We start from the raw sequence: 15,421 nt of genomic DNA on the forward strand, positions 1-15,421 counted from the left end.
CCCACCGTCCACCACTTGCCGCTCGGCATTCGCCTCGAAGCAGGAGCTTCCCCATGACCGACAGCCCCGAGCAGGACTACGACCCGGGTGACGTGGCCGTCATCGGCATGTCCCTCCGGTCGCCCGGAGCCCGTACCAAGGAACAGTTCTGGGACAACCTCGTCCACGGCAGGGAGTCCGTGTCCTTCCTGGAGAAGGACGACATCCACGTCGACGAGACCCTGATCCACAGCCCGTTCTACGTCCGCGCCTGCGGCGTGCTCGACACGTACGACAAGTTCGACCCCTCGGTGTTCGGCATCAGCGACCGGATGGCGGCCGCGATGACCCCGGAGAACCGGCTGTTCCTGGAGAGCGCGTGGGAGACGCTCGAGGACGGCGGCTACGACCCGGACCGGGTCAGGGCCGAGATCGGCATGTACGGCGCCAACAACCCGCAGACCGCCGCGCTCTACAGCTCCCCGCCGGACCGGGTGTCGGTCGGCCCCGAGGCGATCGAGGCGAGTCTGGCGTGGTCGCCGGACACCATGACCTCCAACGCGCTCTACTACATGGGGCTGACCGGTGAGGCCGTGACCGTCGCCGCCGTCTGCGCCGGCTTCCACTACGCGGTGCACCTGGCCTGCCAGTCGCTGCTGCTCGGCCAGACCGACATGGCGATCGCGGGCGGTGCGATGGTCCGTCTGCCGCACCCCCGCGGCCACCTGTGGGAGGAGAACCGCATCCTCTCCAAGGACGGCCACTGCCGCCCCTTCGACGCCAACGGCACCGGCACGGCCCTGTCGAGCGGTGTCGTCACCGTCCTGCTCAAGCCGCTGGCGCAGGCCGTCGCCGACCGCGACCACATCTACGCCGTGGTCAAGGGCTCGGCCGTCAACAACAACGGTGTCAGCGCGATGGCCTACGGCCTGGCCCAGCCCGAGCGGCTCAGCGCGTGCATCGCGAGCGCCATGGAGGTCGGCGGCGTCGGCCCGGACACCGTGTCCATGTACGAGGCGAACGGTCTGGGCCTGCCGATGACCGACGAGCTCGAAGTGCACGCGGCGAGCATGGCGTTCGGCAAGCAGACCGGCACCACCTCGATCGGCGGGGTCAAGGGCAACGTCGGCCACGGCGGCGTGGTGTCCGGCGGCTTCGGCGCGATGAAGGCCGCGCTCGCCCTCTTCCACAGGAAGCTGCCGGCGACGATCAACCTGACCGAGGTCAACCAGGACCTCGACTTCCCCAGCACGCCGTTCGTGCCGCAGCTGGAGACCGCCGACTGGGAGTCGGAGTCCGGCATCCGCCGTGCGGGCATCACCTCGATCGGCGGCGGCGGCTACAACGCGCACCTCGTCCTGGAGGAGCCGCCGACGGTCGCCGAGCGCGCCCCCGAGGCCGCCGGCAGGCCGCGCCTGGCCACCCTGTCCGCCCTGGACGACGAGGCGCTCGACCGTCAGCGCGCACGGCTGCGGGAGTGGCTGATCGCCCGCCCCGAGCTGCGGCTCGACGACATCTGCTTCAGCCTCAATCTGGGCCGCAAGGTGATGGACCGCCGCTGGGCTGCCGTCGTCCGCAGCCGTGAGGAGCTGATCGACGCGCTGGCCGCCGGCTCCTCCGGGGGTCCGGCCGTCACGACCGCCTCGGCGCCGCGGGTGGACGCGGAGTCCTTCCGCAGCAACGACGACGGGATCGTGCTGTCCGGGCGGGACGCACAGGCGCTGCCCGAGCTGACCGCGCTGGCCGCGGCGTGGGTGACGGGCCGGCGGGTGGACTTCGGCTCCCTGCACCTCGGGGAGGCCAGCCGCCGCGTGCCCCTGCCCACGTACCCCTTCCGGCCGCGCCGCTTCTGGCGTACGGACTGGTGACCGTGAGGACGACGGCACCGTACGTCGGGACGGACACCGTGGACCTGGGCGACCCGGCCACCTTCGCGGAGCACGACCTCGGCGCGTTCTGGCGCGCCCTGCGGGACACCGCGCCGGTGTACTGGAACCCGCCGGCCGGCGGCCGCAAGGGCTTCTGGGTGCTCTCCCGCCACGAGGACATCATGGCCACCTACCGGGACGACGTGCACTTCACGTCCGAGCGCGGGAACGTGCTGGTCACGCTCCTGGGCGGCGGGGACGCCGGCGCCGGCCGGATGCTGGCCGTCACCGACGGGCCCCGGCACCACGAGCTGCGCAAGATCCTCCAACGGGTGCTCTCGCCGAGGGTGCTCGACGAGGTGGCGCGTACCGTGCGGGTCAACACCCGGCGGTGGATCCGCGAGGCGGTCGAGAGCGGCGGCTGCGACTTCGCCGAGGAGATCGCCGGGCGGATCCCGATGACGACGATCTCCAGTCTGCTCGGTGTGCCCGAGGAGGACCGGGAGTTCCTGCTCTCCCTCACCAAGGCCGCGCTGTCGACCGAGGACGAGGGCGTCGGCGAGGTCGACTCCGAGATGGCCCGCAACGAGATCCTCATGTACTTCATGGACATCGTCGAGGAGCGGCGCGAGTCGCCGGGCGACGACGTGATCAGCATGCTCGTCGCCAGTTCCATCGACGGTGTGCCGCTGTCCGACGAAGACGTCGTGCTCAACTGCTACAGCCTGATCATCGGTGGCGACGAGACCAGCCGGCTCACGATGATCGACTGCGTACGCACCCTGGCGGCGCAGCCGGAGCAGTGGCGGCGGCTCAAGCACGGTGAGGTCGCGGTCGACACCGCTGTGGACGAGGTGCTGCGCTGGGCCTCGCCCACGATGCACTTCGGGCGCAGTGTCGTCCGTGAGACCGAGCTGCACGGCGTACGGCTGCGGCCCGGCGAGATCGTCACGCTGTGGCACGCCTCGGGCAACCGCGACGAGCGGGTCTTCGACCGGCCCGGGACGTTCGACCTCGGCCGCACCCCCAACAAGCACCTGGCCTTCGGCTACGGCCCGCACTTCTGCGTCGGTTCGTACCTGGCCAAGGTGGAGATCGCCGAACTCCTCATGGCGTTACGGGACTTCACCACCGGATTCGAGCAGACGGCGGAGTCGCTGCCGATCCGGTCCAACTTCCTGACCGGGTTCTCCACACTGCCGGTGCGGTTCCTGCCCGATCACTCCGGACTGAAAGAGGTCGACTGATGAACGGTAGCCCCTTCGACGCCGGCGAGGGCGACTGGCTGGTCGTGGTGAACGCCGCCGGGCAGTGCGCACTGTGGCGGCCCCACCTGGACGTGCCGAAGGGCTGGCGGGTCGTCCACTCGGGCCCGGACCGCGAGAGCGCCCTCGACCATGTCGAGCGGCACTTCGCCATGGCGGTGGACGAGTGAACATCTTCATCTCGGGACGGGGGGCATTCGCGGTCCAGGTCGCGGACGCCCTGCTGGACGAGGGGCACAAGATCTCCGGCGTGTCCGCGCCCCGGCTGCGCAAGGGGCAGTCCGACGAGAGCAACGCGATGGCCTGGGACCGTCTGCGGGCCTGGGCGTTCCCCCGGGGCATCCCGTGGACGGACTCGGCCGAGCTGCGGGCGATGCACGTCCCGGACGGGGTGGACGTCATCGTCGCCGCGCACTCGCACGCCTTCCTCGGCCGCAGGACGCGGGCCCGGGCCACGATCGCCACCATCGGCTACCACCCCAGCCTGCTGCCGCTGCACCGCGGCCGGGACGCGATCCGGTGGACGGTCCGGGACGGCGACAAGGTGACGGGCGGGAGCGTGTACCACCTCACCGAGCGCACCGACGGCGGCCCGCTCGCCGCCCAGGAGCACGTGTTCGTGCCCCCGGGTGCGACCGCGCGGAGCCTGTGGCGGGAGCAACTGGCCCCGCTCGGCGTCCGGTTGCTCCTCAAGGTGGTCGCCGACCTCGCCGAGGGCCGGCGGATCGAGGTCCCCCAGGACGAGAAGCTGGCGACCTGGGAGCCCGCGATGGACTCGCCGCCGCTCTTCAAGCCCGAGCTGATCGCTCTGCCCGGAACCACGCCGGTCGACGGCAGCACGTGGGCGCTCCACTCGAACTAGGAGGGAACGACCCACATCGGGTTGGAGTAGAACCACAGGTCCTGCCACGGGTCGGCGTCGCCCCGTACGTCGACGGCGGGGCCGTGGGGATCGACAGCGGCACCGTGGAGCCCCGTGGCTCCACGGTTGCCGTCGGTCCCGCGCAGCCGTACGTACACGGGCCGGTCCACCCGGCCGAGGGGGTACGTCAGCCGTACCGTGCCGGCGGACCCGTCGACCTCGAAGGACCGGACCACTCGGGTGCCGGGCGCGCGGAAGCCGTCGGGATCGGCCGGGGCCCCGGTCACGTCTCCCTGGACGACGTCCACACGGGCCGGACGCGGTACGTTCCCCGTCCAGTTGGGGGCGGTCGCCGGGGTGACGTCGACGACGAGGTCGACGTGCTCGCCACGCCGCACGGTCAGTGTCCCGCCGAGGCCGGCCGTCCGGTCGCCCGCCCGCAGCCGCGCGTGGAGTCCGCTCAGCAGGCCGCCGTGGTCGACCCACACCCGGCCCGCCCGGAGGCCGTCCATGACCGCCTGGTACGAGAAGGCCGCCGCGCCGACGTGCGTACGGCTGTACTGGCCCGGCCAGTGATCGCCGGTCGTCCGGTTCGGCTCCGCGCCGTAGACGGGGTCGGCGTGCCTGCCGTCGGCGGCGAAGTCGCTGCCGGGTCCGCGGACCGAGGTGTCACCCATGACGTCGTGCGAGTCGGAGTTCACCGTGATCCACCACGGCCTGCCCTCGGCGAGCATGCTGTCCCACAGGCCTCCCACGGTCGCGGTCATCCAGTCGAAGCCGCCGAAGGTGCGGTAACTCTCCGGAGGATAGGGGGAGTAGGAGCCCGGGCCCGGGTTCGCTCCGTAGTGGCCGCGGTGCCTGCCGGGGCCGCGCGACGCCGGCAGTCCGGCGGCCTGATGGCCGGGTGCGCCTTCCATCCCCACGGCGATGTGCGGCTGGGCGTCGCGCCAGTTCCTGAGGTCCCGTGGCGCGTCGAGGCCGCGGCGGGAAGGGTGGTTGACGAGGAAGAGGGCGTCCTCGACGCGCCCGTCCTCCAACGCGTCCGCCAGGAAGCCGAGTCCGGAGAGCGCGAGCGCCTTGTGGGCGTCGGCGACGGCGGAGGTACCCGTCACCCCGCCGTCGTAGGCCGTCTCGAACTCCTTGAGGACGGTGACCTCTTCGCGCCCGGGATGGACGAAGACCGTGGCGTGTTCCGCGGCCGGGACGTTCCACTCCAGCCCCTGGAAGACCAGGGTGTCCGGGTACTCCTCGCGGGCCCGGACGATGTCCGGGTGCACCTTCTCCACACCGAGCTTGGCGTGGGTGGTACCGCCGTGGTCGGTGATGACGAGCCAGCGCAGACCGTGTGCCCGGCCCTGGCGCACCTGGTCGACGACCCGGTACTTCCCGTCGCCGCTGTACTGCGTGTGGACGTGGTGGTCACCGGCCAGCCACAGGTACCCGCTTGCGCGCCCCATTCCCTTTTCCCCCTCCAGGCACGGAGTCCCGAAGCATATCCGCCGTGGGGGGTCAGGGGCTGGTGGTGGAGACCGCGTAGACGCGGGGGAACGAGGGGTCCGTGAGGTCGACCGTGATGTCGGTGGTCGGGCGCGGTTCCTCGCGCTTGACCGTGGTTCCCGACCAGATCGTTCCCTCGCCGAAGGTCCAGCCGACGATCTCGGCGTCCCGGTCGCCGATGGTGATCTGCCCCGGGGTGAGCTGGGAACGGGAGATGCCGGCGTTGAAGAGGAAGAAGTCGAGGCCGTAGGCGTCCGTCGTGAACTGGACGTAGAGCCGGCTCGTCTTCCAGTTGCTGGTCTCGTAGTACGCGACGTCCCAGGCTCCCCAGGGGACCGGGACCTCGAAGACCCGGCGCTTCATCCAGGAGGGCGGGTTGGTCTGGAGGCCGACGGCCGAGGACTCGATCTCCTTGTCGCGGCCGCTGTCGCGGCTCTGGCCCGCGGAGACGACGAGGTAGCCGGCGGGGATGCCGACGAGCAGCACGATGATGACGGCCGTGATCCAGCGGCGCCGGATCATGTGGCGCCGGTCCTCCGGCAGCTTTCCCTCGGGCACGTGGGGCGGGTGGGACTGAAGGGACTGGTGGGGCAGGGTCATGAAGTGGGGTCCTCGGGAGTACGGGCGGTCTTGCCCGCGGTCCCGCTGCGCAGGGCCTGGGCGTAGCGCTCGTAACGCTCGTACCGCTCGACGCGGCGACGGTTGGCGCGGCGGAAGCGGCGGGCGACGAGCCGGGCGAGATCGGCGGCGCCGACCATGCCGGCCTCGGGGCCGAGCTGGGCGCGGGTGATGCGGGCCTCGGGGCGGTAGCCGCGTCCGGTGAGGTGGCGGCGGAAGGCGTCCCGGGCGGGGCCGATGAGGAGGTCGTCGGCCGCGGAGACACCGCCGCCGATGACGAAGCAGGAGGGGTCGAGGGCGGCGGCGAGGTTGGCGATGCCGACGCCGAGCCACTGGCCGATGTCCTGGAGCAGCTCGATGCTCATGGCGTCGCCCTCGCGGGCGAGCTCGGTGATGAGCGGTCCGGTGATGTCGGGGATGTTGCCCTTGACCCGCTCGATGATCCCGTACGCCACCGGGGAGTCGGCGGCGGCGAGCTCGCGGGCCTCGCGGACGAGGGCGTTGCCCGAGCTGTACTGCTCCCAGCAGCCGCGGTTGCCGCAGGGGCAGCGGTGGCCGCCGGGGACGACCTGCATGTGCCCGAACTCGCCGGCGACGCCGTACTTGCCCCGCTTGACCTGCCCGTCCTCCAGGATCGCGCCGCCGATGCCCGTACCGAGGGTGATCATGACGAGGTGGTCCTCGCCGCGTCCGGCGCCGAAGCGCCATTCGGCCCAGGCGGCGGTGTTGGCGTCGTTGTCGACCATGACGGGGACCGCGAGCCGGGACTGGAGGGAGTCCCGGAGGGGTTCGTTCCGCCAGGCGAGGTGCGGGGCGAAGAGGACCCTGGCCCGGTCGGCGTCGACCCAGCCGGCCGCGCCGATGCCGACGGCGTGCACGTCGTGCCGGTCGGCGAGGTCGAGGACGAGCTCGACGATGGTGTCCTCGACGACCTTGGGGCTCTTGGACTTGTCCGGGGTCTCGGTGCGGAGCTTCTCCAGGATGTTGCCGTCCGCGTCGACGACCCCGGCCATCACCTTCGTACCGCCGATGTCGATGCCGACGGTCGGCACGCGGGGCGCCGTCAGGTGGGAGCGCCGCTCCCGGGTCCCGACGGTCCTCAACACCGTGCCCCGGGCAGATCTGGGGGTCCCCCCTGCTCGGAGAGCCTGGGGGAGGGTGCGGTCGCGGTAGGTACTCATCGGTTCCGATTCTGCCAGGTGGGGTGTGTGGCGGCCGTTACGTCGCGGACGGGCGTTCCAGCTCGTGGCGGAGGTCCTCCAGCTCGGTGCCGCCGGCCATCTGGCGGGTCAACTCGTCGAGCGTGACGGAGCTCTTGGTGTGGCTGCCGGCCATCACGCCCCGCTTGAGGAGGACGAACCGGTCGCCGACGAGGTAGGCGTGGTGGGGGTTGTGGGTGATGAGGACCACGCCGAGGCCCTCGTCACGCGCGGCGGCCACGTACTTCAGGACGACCCCGGACTGTTTGACGCCGAGCGCGGCGGTCGGCTCGTCGAGGACGAGGACCTTGGCGCCGAAGTGGACGGCGCGGGCGATGGCCACGCACTGGCGCTCGCCGCCGGAGAGGGTGCCGATCGGCTGGTCGACGTCGCGCAGGTCGATGCCCATGCGGAGCAGTGCCTCGCGGGTGGTGGTGCGCATCAGGTCGACGTCGAGCCGCTTGAAGGGGCCCGAGCCCTTGGTGGGCTCGGAGCCGAGGAAGAAGTTCCGCCAGACGGGCATGAGGGGGACGACGGCGAGGTCCTGGTAGACGGTGGCGATGCCCCGGTCGAGTGCGTCGCGCGGGTTGGCGAGGGTGACCTCCTCGCCCTCGATGCGGAAGGAGCCGGCGTCGTGCCGGTGGAGCCCCGCGACGATCTTGATGAGGGTGGACTTGCCGGCGCCGTTGTCGCCGAGGACGCAGGTGATCTCGCCGGAGCGGACCTCCAGGGAGACCCCTTCGAGGGCGCGGATGTTGCCGTAGTACTTGCTGACGCCGTCGAGCTCGACGAGCGGAACGGCCTCGGTCTTCGTCGCCGTCGTCACTTGGTGGCCTCCACGCGCTTGCGGATCCAGGCGTTCAGCAGGGTCGCCAGGAGGAGCATCGCTCCCAGGAAGAACTTGAACCAGTCGGGGTTCCACTCGGCGTAGACGATGCCCTTGCTGGTCATGCCGAAGATGAGGGCGCCGACCGCCGAGCCGATGGCGGAGCCGTATCCGCCGGTGATCAGACAGCCGCCGATGACGGCCGCGATGATGTAGATCAGCTCGTTGCCGACTCCTTCGCCCGACTGGACGACGTCGAAGGAGAAGAGCAGGTGCTGGCCGGAGATCCAGGCGCAGAAGGCCACGCCCAGGTAAAGGCCGATCTTCGTCCGGTAGACCGGGACGCCGACCGCGCGGGCGGCGTCGGCGCCGCCGCCCACGGCGAAGATCCAGTTGCCGAAGCGGGTGCGGAGCAGGATCCAGGTGGCGAGGGCGACGAGGCCGAGCCACCACAGGATGGTGACCTTGAGCTCGACGCCGCCGACGGTCACCTGGGAGGCGAAGAGCTTCCGGGCGGAGGGGAAGCCCTCCATGTCGGCGATGGTCTTGGTGGAGACGGTGCCGCTGATGAGCTTGGTGAGGCCGAGGTTCAGGCCGGTCAGCATGAGGAAGGTGCCGAGCGTGATGATGAAGCTGGGCAGCTTGGTGCGGGTCAGCATGAAGCCGTTGAAGACGCCGATCGCGAGGGTGACGAGCAGCGAGACGCCGACGCCGACCCAGACGTTCGCCGTCATCTGGTAGCTGAACATCGAGGAGACCAGCGCCGAGCTGGTGACCAGCACGCCGGCGGAGAGGTCGAACTCGCCGCCGATCATCAGCAGGGCGACCGGGACGGCCATGATGCCGATGGTGGAGGCCGCGTAGAGCACGGTGCCGAGGCTCGCGGGGCGCAGGAAGCTGTCGGCCGCGATCGAGAAGAACACGAAGACGGCGATCGCGCCGACGACCGAGCCCAGCTCGGGCCGGGCGAGGAGCTTCTTCAGCGGGGTGGTGCGCAGGAGCCGTTCGTCGACGTGGTCGAGGCCGTCGGACGGTGGGGCGGTGGAGCTCATCGGGTACCCCGCTCCGCGTACTCCTTGAGCGCGCCCGCCTGGTCCTTGGTGATGATCTGGGGGCCGGTGAGGACCGGCTTGCCACCGCCGAGGACGTCGGCGTTGTAGCGGTAGAGCCAGAGCAGGTCGACGGCCTCGTACCCCTGGAGGTAGGGCTGCTGGTCGACGGCGAAGCCGAGCGTGCCGGCCTGGAGGGAGGTCGCGACCTTGGCGTTGAGGTCGAAGGTGTCGACCTCGGCCTTGCTCCCGGCGCTCTTCGCGGCCTGGACGGCGGTGTCCGCGAAGGGGGCGCCGAGGGTGACGACGGCGTCGACGGCCTTGTCGGACTGGAGCTTGGCCTCGATGGAGGCCTTGACGTCGGGCATGTTGGTGCCGTCGACGTAGAGGTTCACGAGCTCGCCGCCGAAGGTCTTCTTCGCTCCGGCGCAGCGCTGCTCGTGGCCGATGTTGCCCTGCTCGTGCAGGACGCAGAGGGCCTTCTTCTTGCCGCGCCGGTCCAGCTCGTCGCCGACGGCCTCGCCGGCGACGGTCTCGTCCTGGCCGATGTGGGTGAGGGCGCCGAAGGCCTTGGACTGCTCGGCGCCGGAGTTCACGGTGATCACCGGGATGCCGGCCTTGACGGCCTTCTCGACGGAGGCCTTCATCGCGTCGGGCTTGGCGAGGGTGACGATCAGTCCGTCGACGCCCTTGGCGACGTACGAGTCGATGAGCTGGGCCTGCTGCTGGGCCTCGTCGCTGTGCGCGTACAGGAAGTTGATGTTGTCCTTGACGGCGGCCTGCTTGGCGCCGTTCTGGACGATGTCCCAGAAGGTGTCCCCGTCACCGGAGTGGGTCACCATGGCGAAGGTCCAGCGGGGGGTGCCGACGGCCGCCCTGCCCTGTGCCGCCGCGGCCTTGCGCGCGTCCTCCGCCCGCTTCCCGCCGGTGCTGCTGCACCCCGCGAGGGCTCCTGTGAGCGCGAGCGCGAGCACGGCGCCGATGACGGCCCGCACCCCTCCTGTCCGAAGCCTGGTCACGAGGCCGTGCCCTCCTTTGTGTCCTTCTGCGTGCATTGCAGTATCGGTCATGCGGGTCGTGGCACTGGTCAGGGGGGCGCTCGGGGCCCGTCGGGCGGCGTGTGCTGTCAAGGGCGGACCATCAGCTGGAGCTCGAAGGAGTAGCGGGCGGCCCGGTAGAGATGGGAGCCGTGCTCGACGGCCCGGCCGGTGTCGTCGTAGGTGGTGCGTTCCATCGTGAGCAGCGGGGCACCCGCCCGCTCGTCGAGGAGCGCGGCCTCCTCCGCGGTCGCGGCGCGGGCGCCGATGGACTGACGGGCGCTGTGCAGGGTGAGCGCGGCCGAGCGGAGCATCCGGTAGAGGCCGGTGGTCTCAAGGCGTCCGGTGTCCGGTTCGTCCGGGCCGAGGAGCCCGGCGGGCAGGTGGTTGCGCAGGTACGCCATGGGCTCGCCGTACGCGGTGCGCAGCCGCTCCAGGTAGTGGACGTCGCTGCCCTCGGGTACGCCGAGGGCGGCCGCGACCGGTGCGGTGGCGGGTTCGAGGCGGTTGGCGAGGACCCGCGTGGCGGGGCGGCGGCCCGCGGCCTCCAGGTCGTCGTAGAGGCTGCTGAGCTCCAGCGGGCGCCGGACCCTGCTGTGCACGACCTGGGTGCCGACGCCCCGGCGGCGGACGAGGAGGCCCTTGTCGACGAGGGACTGGATGGCCTGGCGGACGGTGGGGCGGGAGAGGCCGAGGCGGGTGGCGAGCTCGATCTCGTTGCCGAGGAGGGTGCCCGGGGGCAGCGTCCCGTTCTCCACCGCGGCCTCCAGCTGCTGGGCCAGCTGGAAGTAGAGCGGGACCGGACTGGTGCGGTCCACGGAGAGCGGGGGCAGGGGGGAACCGGACTGCTTGGCCACGGGGGGAGCGTATCCGCGCACGCAGACGACCGGAAGCCGACGGCGGGCAGGGACGACATGACGTCGTGACGTCCGGTTGTCCTGACAATCCTTGACACCGGGGTCGTACCGCTCCACGGTGGGGCCATGCGCATCGGACTCATCGGTACGGGACGGATCGGGAGCTTCCACGCGGGGGTACTGGCCCGCCACCCGGAGGTCGATTCGCTGGTCGTGGCGGACGCGGACGCTACGCGGGCGGCCGGGGTCGCGGGGGCGCTCGGGGCACAGGCCGCGCCCGACGTGACGGCGCTGCTCGGGCACCCCCTGGACGCGGTGGTGATCGCCTCGGCGACGGCCGCGCACGCGGAGCTGATCGCCCGCGCCGCCGGGGCGGGTCTGCCGGTCTTCTGCGAGAAGCCGATCGCCCTGGACGTGCCCGGCACTCGGGCGGCGCTGCGGGCCGTGGCGGAGGCGGGCACCGAGCTCCAGCTCGGGTTCATGCGCCGCTTCGACACGGGGTACCGGGCGGCGCGGGAGGCGGTGCGGTCGGGGCGGCTCGGCCGGCTGCACACCGTACGGGCGGCGACGTCCGACCCGGAGCCGCCGCCCGCCACGTACCTGCCGCTCTCCGGCGGGCTCTTCCGGGACTGTCTGGTGCACGACTTCGACATCGTGCGGTGGGTGACCGGGCGGGAGGTCGTCGAGGTGTACGCGACGGGCTCGGACGCGGGTCCCGCGATGTTCCGGGAGGCGGGGGACGTGGACACGGCCGCCGCGCTCCTCACCCTGGACGACGGCACGCTGGTGACGGTGACGGGGACCCGGTGCAACGGCGCCGGGTACGACGTGCGGCTGGAGCTGGCCGGCGAGCGGGACCAGATCGCGGTGGGCCTGGACGACCGGACCCCGCTCACCTCGGTGGAGCCCCAGGGGCCGCCGGCGCCGGGGAAGCCCTGGCAGGGCTTCCTGGAGCGGTTCGCCCCCGCGTACGAGGCGGAGCTCGCCGCCTTCGTCCGGCTGGTGCGCGGCGAGGTGCCCAATCCGTGCGACGGCCCCGAGGCCCTGGCTGCGCTCCGGATCGCCGAGGCGTGCGAACTGTCCCGCCGGGAGCGGCGTCCGGTCCGGGTGGACGCGGCCGCTCCGTAACGCGGTCTCGCGGCCGCTCCGTAACACGGTCTCTCCGCTCACCACCGCACCGGCAGGTGGCGGACGCCGCGGATGAGGAGGCCGGGAACCCACTCCCAGGGGTCGGCCTCGGCGTCCAGTTCGAGCCGGGGGAAGCGGTCCAGGAGGGTGCGGAGGGCGATCCTGCCCTCCAGGCGGGCGAGCGGAGCGCCCAGGCAGTAGTGCATGCCGTGGCCGAAGGCGAGGTGGCCGCGGGTGTCGCGGCGGATGTCGAAGCGGTCGGGGTCGGGGAAGCGGGCCGGGTCGCGGTCGAGCGCGCCGATCGCCACGAGCACGCTCGCGCCCGCCGGGATCTCGGTGCCGCCGATGGTGACGGGCTCGCGGGTGAAGCGGAAGGTGCTGGTCTCCACCGGTCCGTCGTACCGCAGGGACTCCTCGATCGCCCCGTCGAGGAGCTCGGGGTCCGCGCGCAGGGCGGCGAGCTGCTCCGGGTGGGCCAGGAGGTTGCGGACGGTGTTGGAGATGAGGTTGACCGTGGTCTCGTGGCCGGCGATGAGCAACAGGTAGGCCATGGCACGGAGTTCGGGCCCGGAGAGCCGGTCGCCGTCCTCGGCGCGGGCGGCGATGAGACCGGAGAGCAGGTCGTCGGCGGGGCCCGCGGCGCGCTTGTCCTCGATGAGCGCGTCGAGGTAGCCGGCGAAGCCCTGCAGGGCGCCGAGGTAGCCGTCCTCGCCCGCGGGGGTGACGAGCTCGTTCGACCAGTCGCGGAAGGTGTCGCGGTCCTCGGCGGGGACCCCGAGGAGTTCGCAGATGACGGTGATCGGCAGGGGGAACGCGTAGGCGTCGACGAGGTCGGCGCGTCCGGCCGGTTCCATGGCGTCGGCGAGTTCCCCGGTGAGCCGCTCGATGCGGGGGCGCAGGGCCTCGACCCGGCGACCGGTGAAGACACCCGTGACCAGTCGGCGGAGCCGGGTGTGGTCGGGGGCGTCCGCCGCGAGGAGGTGGACGCCGATGACGTCCTCCTCCGGCGGCCGTACGCCGACGACGGAGGGGGACTTGGCGAGCCGCTGGTCGGCGAAGGCGGCGCGTCCCTCCTCGTGGCCGACGACCAGCCAGAACTGGTAGCCGTCGGGCATGCGGACCTCGTGGACCGGGCCGGACTCACGGAGCTTGGCGTAGTAGGGGTACGGGTTCGCGGTGAAGTCCGCGCCGTACTCCCCCAGTTCGATGACGGACATCTCCGCAGACTATCCGACCGGCCGACGACCGCTCCGGCTATTCCTCCTCGTCCAGGAGGCCCGCGTCGTGGACCAGGAGGGCGATCTGGACGCGGTTGTTGAGGCCGAGCTTGGCGAGGACGCGCGAGACATGGGTCTTGACCGTGGGGACGCTCATGTACAGCTCGGCGGCGATCTCCGCGTTGGAGCGGCCCTTGCCGACGGCGACGGCCACTTCCCTTTCCCGTACGGCCAGTTCGGCGAGGCGCGCGGTGATCGCGGCGCGCCGGGACTCCTCGCGCCGGTCCGGGCGGTCCTGCTCCCCCGCGACATGGGTCATCAACTGGCGGGTGACGGCCGGGGAGAGCACCGGGTCCCCGGCGGCGACCCGGCGGACGGCGGCCACGATCTCGGCGGGCGGGGTGTCCTTGAGGACGAAGCCGGCGGCGCCCGCCCGCAGGGCGCGCAGCACCTGCTCGTCGGCGTGGAAGGTGGTGAGGACGACGACCTCGGGGGCGCCGGGGAGTGCGCGGAGCCGTTCGGTGGCGGTGAGCCCGTCGACCTGGGGCATGCGGATGTCCATGAGGACGACGTCCGGGGCGAGCCGGTCGACGAGCTCGGGGACCTCGCGGCCGTCCGCGCCCTCGCCGACGATCTCCAGGTCCTCGGCACCGCCGAGCATGAAGGTGAGGCCCGCGCGGACCAGGGGGTCGTCGTCGACGATGATCAGCCGGATGGTCATGAGGGCCACGGTAGCCAGGCGTGCAGGGCGAACCCGCCGCCGGGGGCCGGTCCGTGCTCCAGTCGGCCCCCGGCGAGGGCGGCCCGCTCGGTGAGCCCGATGAGGCCCTGGCCGGAGCCGGGGACGTGCGGGACGGGTCCGGCGGGCGCGGGGTTGTGGACGGTGACGTCGAGGCCCTCGCCGGGCCGGCCGCTCACGGTGACGGTGACCTTGGTGCCGGGGGCGTGCTTGCGGCAGTTGGTCAGGCCCTCCTGGGCGATGCGGTAGGCGGTGCGGCCGGTGGAGGCGGGGACGGCGGGCGCGCCCTCGGCGGTGTCGACGTCGAGTTCCAGGACGATGTCCGCGCCGGCCTCGCGGGACTCGGCGACGAGCGCGTCGAGGGTGGCGAGGGTCGGCTGGGGCCGGTCGCCGTCGCCGTTCTCGCCGGGCGCCCGCAGGACCCCGATGATCTCGCGCAGGTCCTGGAGGGCCTCGTGGGCGCTGTCGCGGATGACGCCGGCGGCGCGGGCGATCTGCTCGGGCGGGGCGTCCGGCCGGAAGTCCAGGGCCCCCGCGTGCACGCTGAGGAGGGTCAGCCGGTGGGCGAGGACGTCGTGCATCTCGCGGGCGATGGCCTCGCGGGCGAGCCGCTGGGCCTGGGCGGCGCGCAGCTCGGCCTCGGCCTCGGCGCGGCGGGCGCGCTCGCGGAGGGCCTCGACGAGCTGGCGCCGGGAGCGGACGAGCATGCCCCAGGCGGTGACGAGGAGGATGAGGACGAAGCCGAGGACGACCGCGATCCCGGCGTTGAGGGTGGGGTCGGGGCGGACGAAGACCTGGACGGTGGAGGCGGCGACGGCGAGCGCGCCGATCCAGGCGACCTCGCGGAAGGGGCGGCGGACGGCGACGCTGAAGAGGCTCGCGAGGACGGCGCCGCCGGCGACCGGGGCGACGACGCTGAGCAGGGAGAGGCCGACGGCCAGTCCGACGGGCCAGCGGCGGCGCAGCCAGAGGGCGCAGCAGGCGGCGGCGCCGGCGATCTGGTCGAAGAGGATGACGGGCTCGCTGCTGTACTCCGCGCCGGCGTCGGCGGCGATGAGTCCGACGAGCGCCGCGAGGAGGAAGAGGGAGGTGTCGACGATCCAGTCACGGACGGTACGGCGGGGCCTTGCCGCGCCGCTCTCGCCCGGTGCGACCAGGTGGGAGGGGAACAGCCAGCGCTGTCGTTCCGTACGGGTCATATCGGCAATGTACGCAGCTGAGGGCCCCGCGCGGGTGAGGGTCGGCGCCGGACGCTACCTAAGTCGCGGAGGTCGATACTT

Annotated in this window: 15 protein-coding genes; 5 read left to right on the forward strand and 10 right to left on the reverse strand. The window is 72.2% G+C overall.

Annotated elements, in window-relative coordinates:
* The first annotated feature begins 53 nt into the window (after nucleotides 1-53).
* From DEJ46_RS07820 to DEJ46_RS07835, 4 genes are read left to right on the forward strand one after another with little or no spacing between them, the layout of a single operon-like run.
* Nucleotides 54-1,847: a beta-ketoacyl synthase N-terminal-like domain-containing protein gene (locus tag DEJ46_RS07820; protein ID WP_150264822.1), complete on the forward strand. Its 1,794-nt coding sequence runs from the start codon at nucleotides 54-56 to the stop codon at nucleotides 1,845-1,847.
* Nucleotides 1,848-1,849: 2 nt separating this feature from the next.
* A complete protein-coding gene (locus DEJ46_RS07825) occupies nucleotides 1,850-3,094 on the forward strand; it encodes a cytochrome P450 (RefSeq protein ID WP_150264823.1) in 1,245 nt (414 codons plus the stop codon).
* A complete protein-coding gene (locus tag DEJ46_RS07830; protein WP_150264824.1) occupies nucleotides 3,094-3,282 on the forward strand; it encodes an MbtH family NRPS accessory protein in 189 nt (62 codons plus the stop codon). Before DEJ46_RS07825 ends, DEJ46_RS07830 begins: the two co-directional genes overlap by 1 nt.
* A complete protein-coding gene (locus DEJ46_RS07835) occupies nucleotides 3,279-3,974 on the forward strand; it encodes a formyltransferase family protein (RefSeq protein WP_150264825.1) in 696 nt (231 codons plus the stop codon). Before DEJ46_RS07830 ends, DEJ46_RS07835 begins: the two co-directional genes overlap by 4 nt.
* Here DEJ46_RS07835 and DEJ46_RS07840 read toward each other — a convergent pair.
* From DEJ46_RS07840 to DEJ46_RS07870, 7 genes are all read right to left on the reverse strand, one after another.
* On the reverse strand, nucleotides 3,971-5,431 hold the full coding sequence (locus DEJ46_RS07840; RefSeq protein WP_150264826.1) for a PHP domain-containing protein: 1,461 nt from the start codon (nucleotides 5,429-5,431) through the stop codon (nucleotides 3,971-3,973). The two genes, DEJ46_RS07835 and DEJ46_RS07840, sit on opposite strands and share 4 nt — an antisense overlap.
* Nucleotides 5,432-5,483: 52 nt before the next feature.
* On the reverse strand, nucleotides 5,484-6,071 hold the full coding sequence (locus tag DEJ46_RS07845; protein ID WP_150264827.1) for a hypothetical protein: 588 nt from the start codon (nucleotides 6,069-6,071) through the stop codon (nucleotides 5,484-5,486).
* Complete coding sequence (locus DEJ46_RS07850) at nucleotides 6,068-7,270, reverse strand: ROK family glucokinase (RefSeq protein ID WP_190622493.1); 1,203 nt, start codon at nucleotides 7,268-7,270, stop codon at nucleotides 6,068-6,070. The genes DEJ46_RS07845 and DEJ46_RS07850 overlap by 4 nt, the downstream gene beginning before the upstream one ends.
* Nucleotides 7,271-7,307: 37 nt before the next feature.
* Complete coding sequence (locus tag DEJ46_RS07855) at nucleotides 7,308-8,144, reverse strand: ATP-binding cassette domain-containing protein (protein ID WP_411757814.1); 837 nt, start codon at nucleotides 8,142-8,144, stop codon at nucleotides 7,308-7,310.
* Nucleotides 8,111-9,166 (reverse strand): ABC transporter permease, encoded by a 1,056-nt coding sequence (locus DEJ46_RS07860; protein ID WP_150264829.1) that lies wholly within the window; start codon nucleotides 9,164-9,166, stop codon nucleotides 8,111-8,113. Before DEJ46_RS07860 ends, DEJ46_RS07855 begins: the two co-directional genes overlap by 34 nt.
* A complete protein-coding gene (locus tag DEJ46_RS07865; protein ID WP_190622495.1) occupies nucleotides 9,163-10,182 on the reverse strand; it encodes a sugar ABC transporter substrate-binding protein in 1,020 nt (339 codons plus the stop codon). The genes DEJ46_RS07860 and DEJ46_RS07865 overlap by 4 nt, the downstream gene beginning before the upstream one ends.
* Nucleotides 10,183-10,289: 107 nt before the next feature.
* Entirely contained in the window at nucleotides 10,290-11,018 is a 729-nt protein-coding gene (locus DEJ46_RS07870; RefSeq protein WP_150274219.1) for a GntR family transcriptional regulator, read from the reverse strand.
* A gap of 165 nt (nucleotides 11,019-11,183) precedes the next feature.
* On the opposite strand from DEJ46_RS07870, the gene DEJ46_RS07875 reads away from it, so the two are divergent.
* A complete protein-coding gene (locus DEJ46_RS07875) occupies nucleotides 11,184-12,185 on the forward strand; it encodes a Gfo/Idh/MocA family oxidoreductase (protein ID WP_150264830.1) in 1,002 nt (333 codons plus the stop codon).
* A 38-nt stretch (nucleotides 12,186-12,223) separates the two neighbouring features.
* On the opposite strand, the gene DEJ46_RS07880 is transcribed toward DEJ46_RS07875, so the two are convergent.
* The 3 genes from DEJ46_RS07880 to DEJ46_RS07890 are packed head-to-tail and all read right to left on the reverse strand — an operon-like array spanning nucleotide 12,224 to nucleotide 15,340.
* Nucleotides 12,224-13,402, reverse strand: a complete 1,179-nt coding sequence (locus DEJ46_RS07880) for a cytochrome P450 family protein (RefSeq protein WP_150264831.1) — start codon at nucleotides 13,400-13,402, stop codon at nucleotides 12,224-12,226.
* Between the two features lie 37 nt (nucleotides 13,403-13,439).
* Entirely contained in the window at nucleotides 13,440-14,123 is a 684-nt protein-coding gene (locus DEJ46_RS07885) for a response regulator (RefSeq protein WP_150264832.1), read from the reverse strand.
* A complete protein-coding gene (locus tag DEJ46_RS07890; protein WP_150264833.1) occupies nucleotides 14,120-15,340 on the reverse strand; it encodes a sensor histidine kinase in 1,221 nt (406 codons plus the stop codon). The genes DEJ46_RS07885 and DEJ46_RS07890 overlap by 4 nt, the downstream gene beginning before the upstream one ends.
* Between the last annotated feature and the right edge of the window lie 81 nt (nucleotides 15,341-15,421).

Source organism: Streptomyces venezuelae (assembly GCF_008642375.1).
Classification (GTDB): Bacteria; Actinomycetota; Actinomycetes; order Streptomycetales; family Streptomycetaceae; genus Streptomyces; species Streptomyces venezuelae_G.

Bases quoted from the DNA above. Each gene is read 5' to 3' on its own strand.
- DEJ46_RS07890 (WP_150264833.1), bottom strand. From the start codon at position 15,340: ATGACCCGTACGGAACGACAGCGCTGGCTGTTCCCCTCCCACCTGGTC.
- DEJ46_RS07885 (WP_150264832.1), bottom strand. From the start codon at position 14,123: ATGACCATCCGGCTGATCATCGTCGACGACGACCCCCTGGTCCGCGCG.
- DEJ46_RS07830 (WP_150264824.1), top strand. From the start codon at position 3,094: ATGAACGGTAGCCCCTTCGACGCCGGCGAGGGCGACTGGCTGGTCGTG.
- DEJ46_RS07840 (WP_150264826.1), bottom strand. From the start codon at position 5,431: ATGGGGCGCGCAAGCGGGTACCTGTGGCTGGCCGGTGACCACCACGTC.
- DEJ46_RS07860 (WP_150264829.1), bottom strand. From the start codon at position 9,166: ATGAGCTCCACCGCCCCACCGTCCGACGGCCTCGACCACGTCGACGAA.
- DEJ46_RS07875 (WP_150264830.1), top strand. From the start codon at position 11,184: ATGCGCATCGGACTCATCGGTACGGGACGGATCGGGAGCTTCCACGCG.
- DEJ46_RS07850 (WP_190622493.1), bottom strand. From the start codon at position 7,270: ATGAGTACCTACCGCGACCGCACCCTCCCCCAGGCTCTCCGAGCAGGG.
- DEJ46_RS07845 (WP_150264827.1), bottom strand. From the start codon at position 6,071: ATGACCCTGCCCCACCAGTCCCTTCAGTCCCACCCGCCCCACGTGCCC.
- DEJ46_RS07880 (WP_150264831.1), bottom strand. From the start codon at position 13,402: ATGTCCGTCATCGAACTGGGGGAGTACGGCGCGGACTTCACCGCGAAC.
- DEJ46_RS07820 (WP_150264822.1), top strand. From the start codon at position 54: ATGACCGACAGCCCCGAGCAGGACTACGACCCGGGTGACGTGGCCGTC.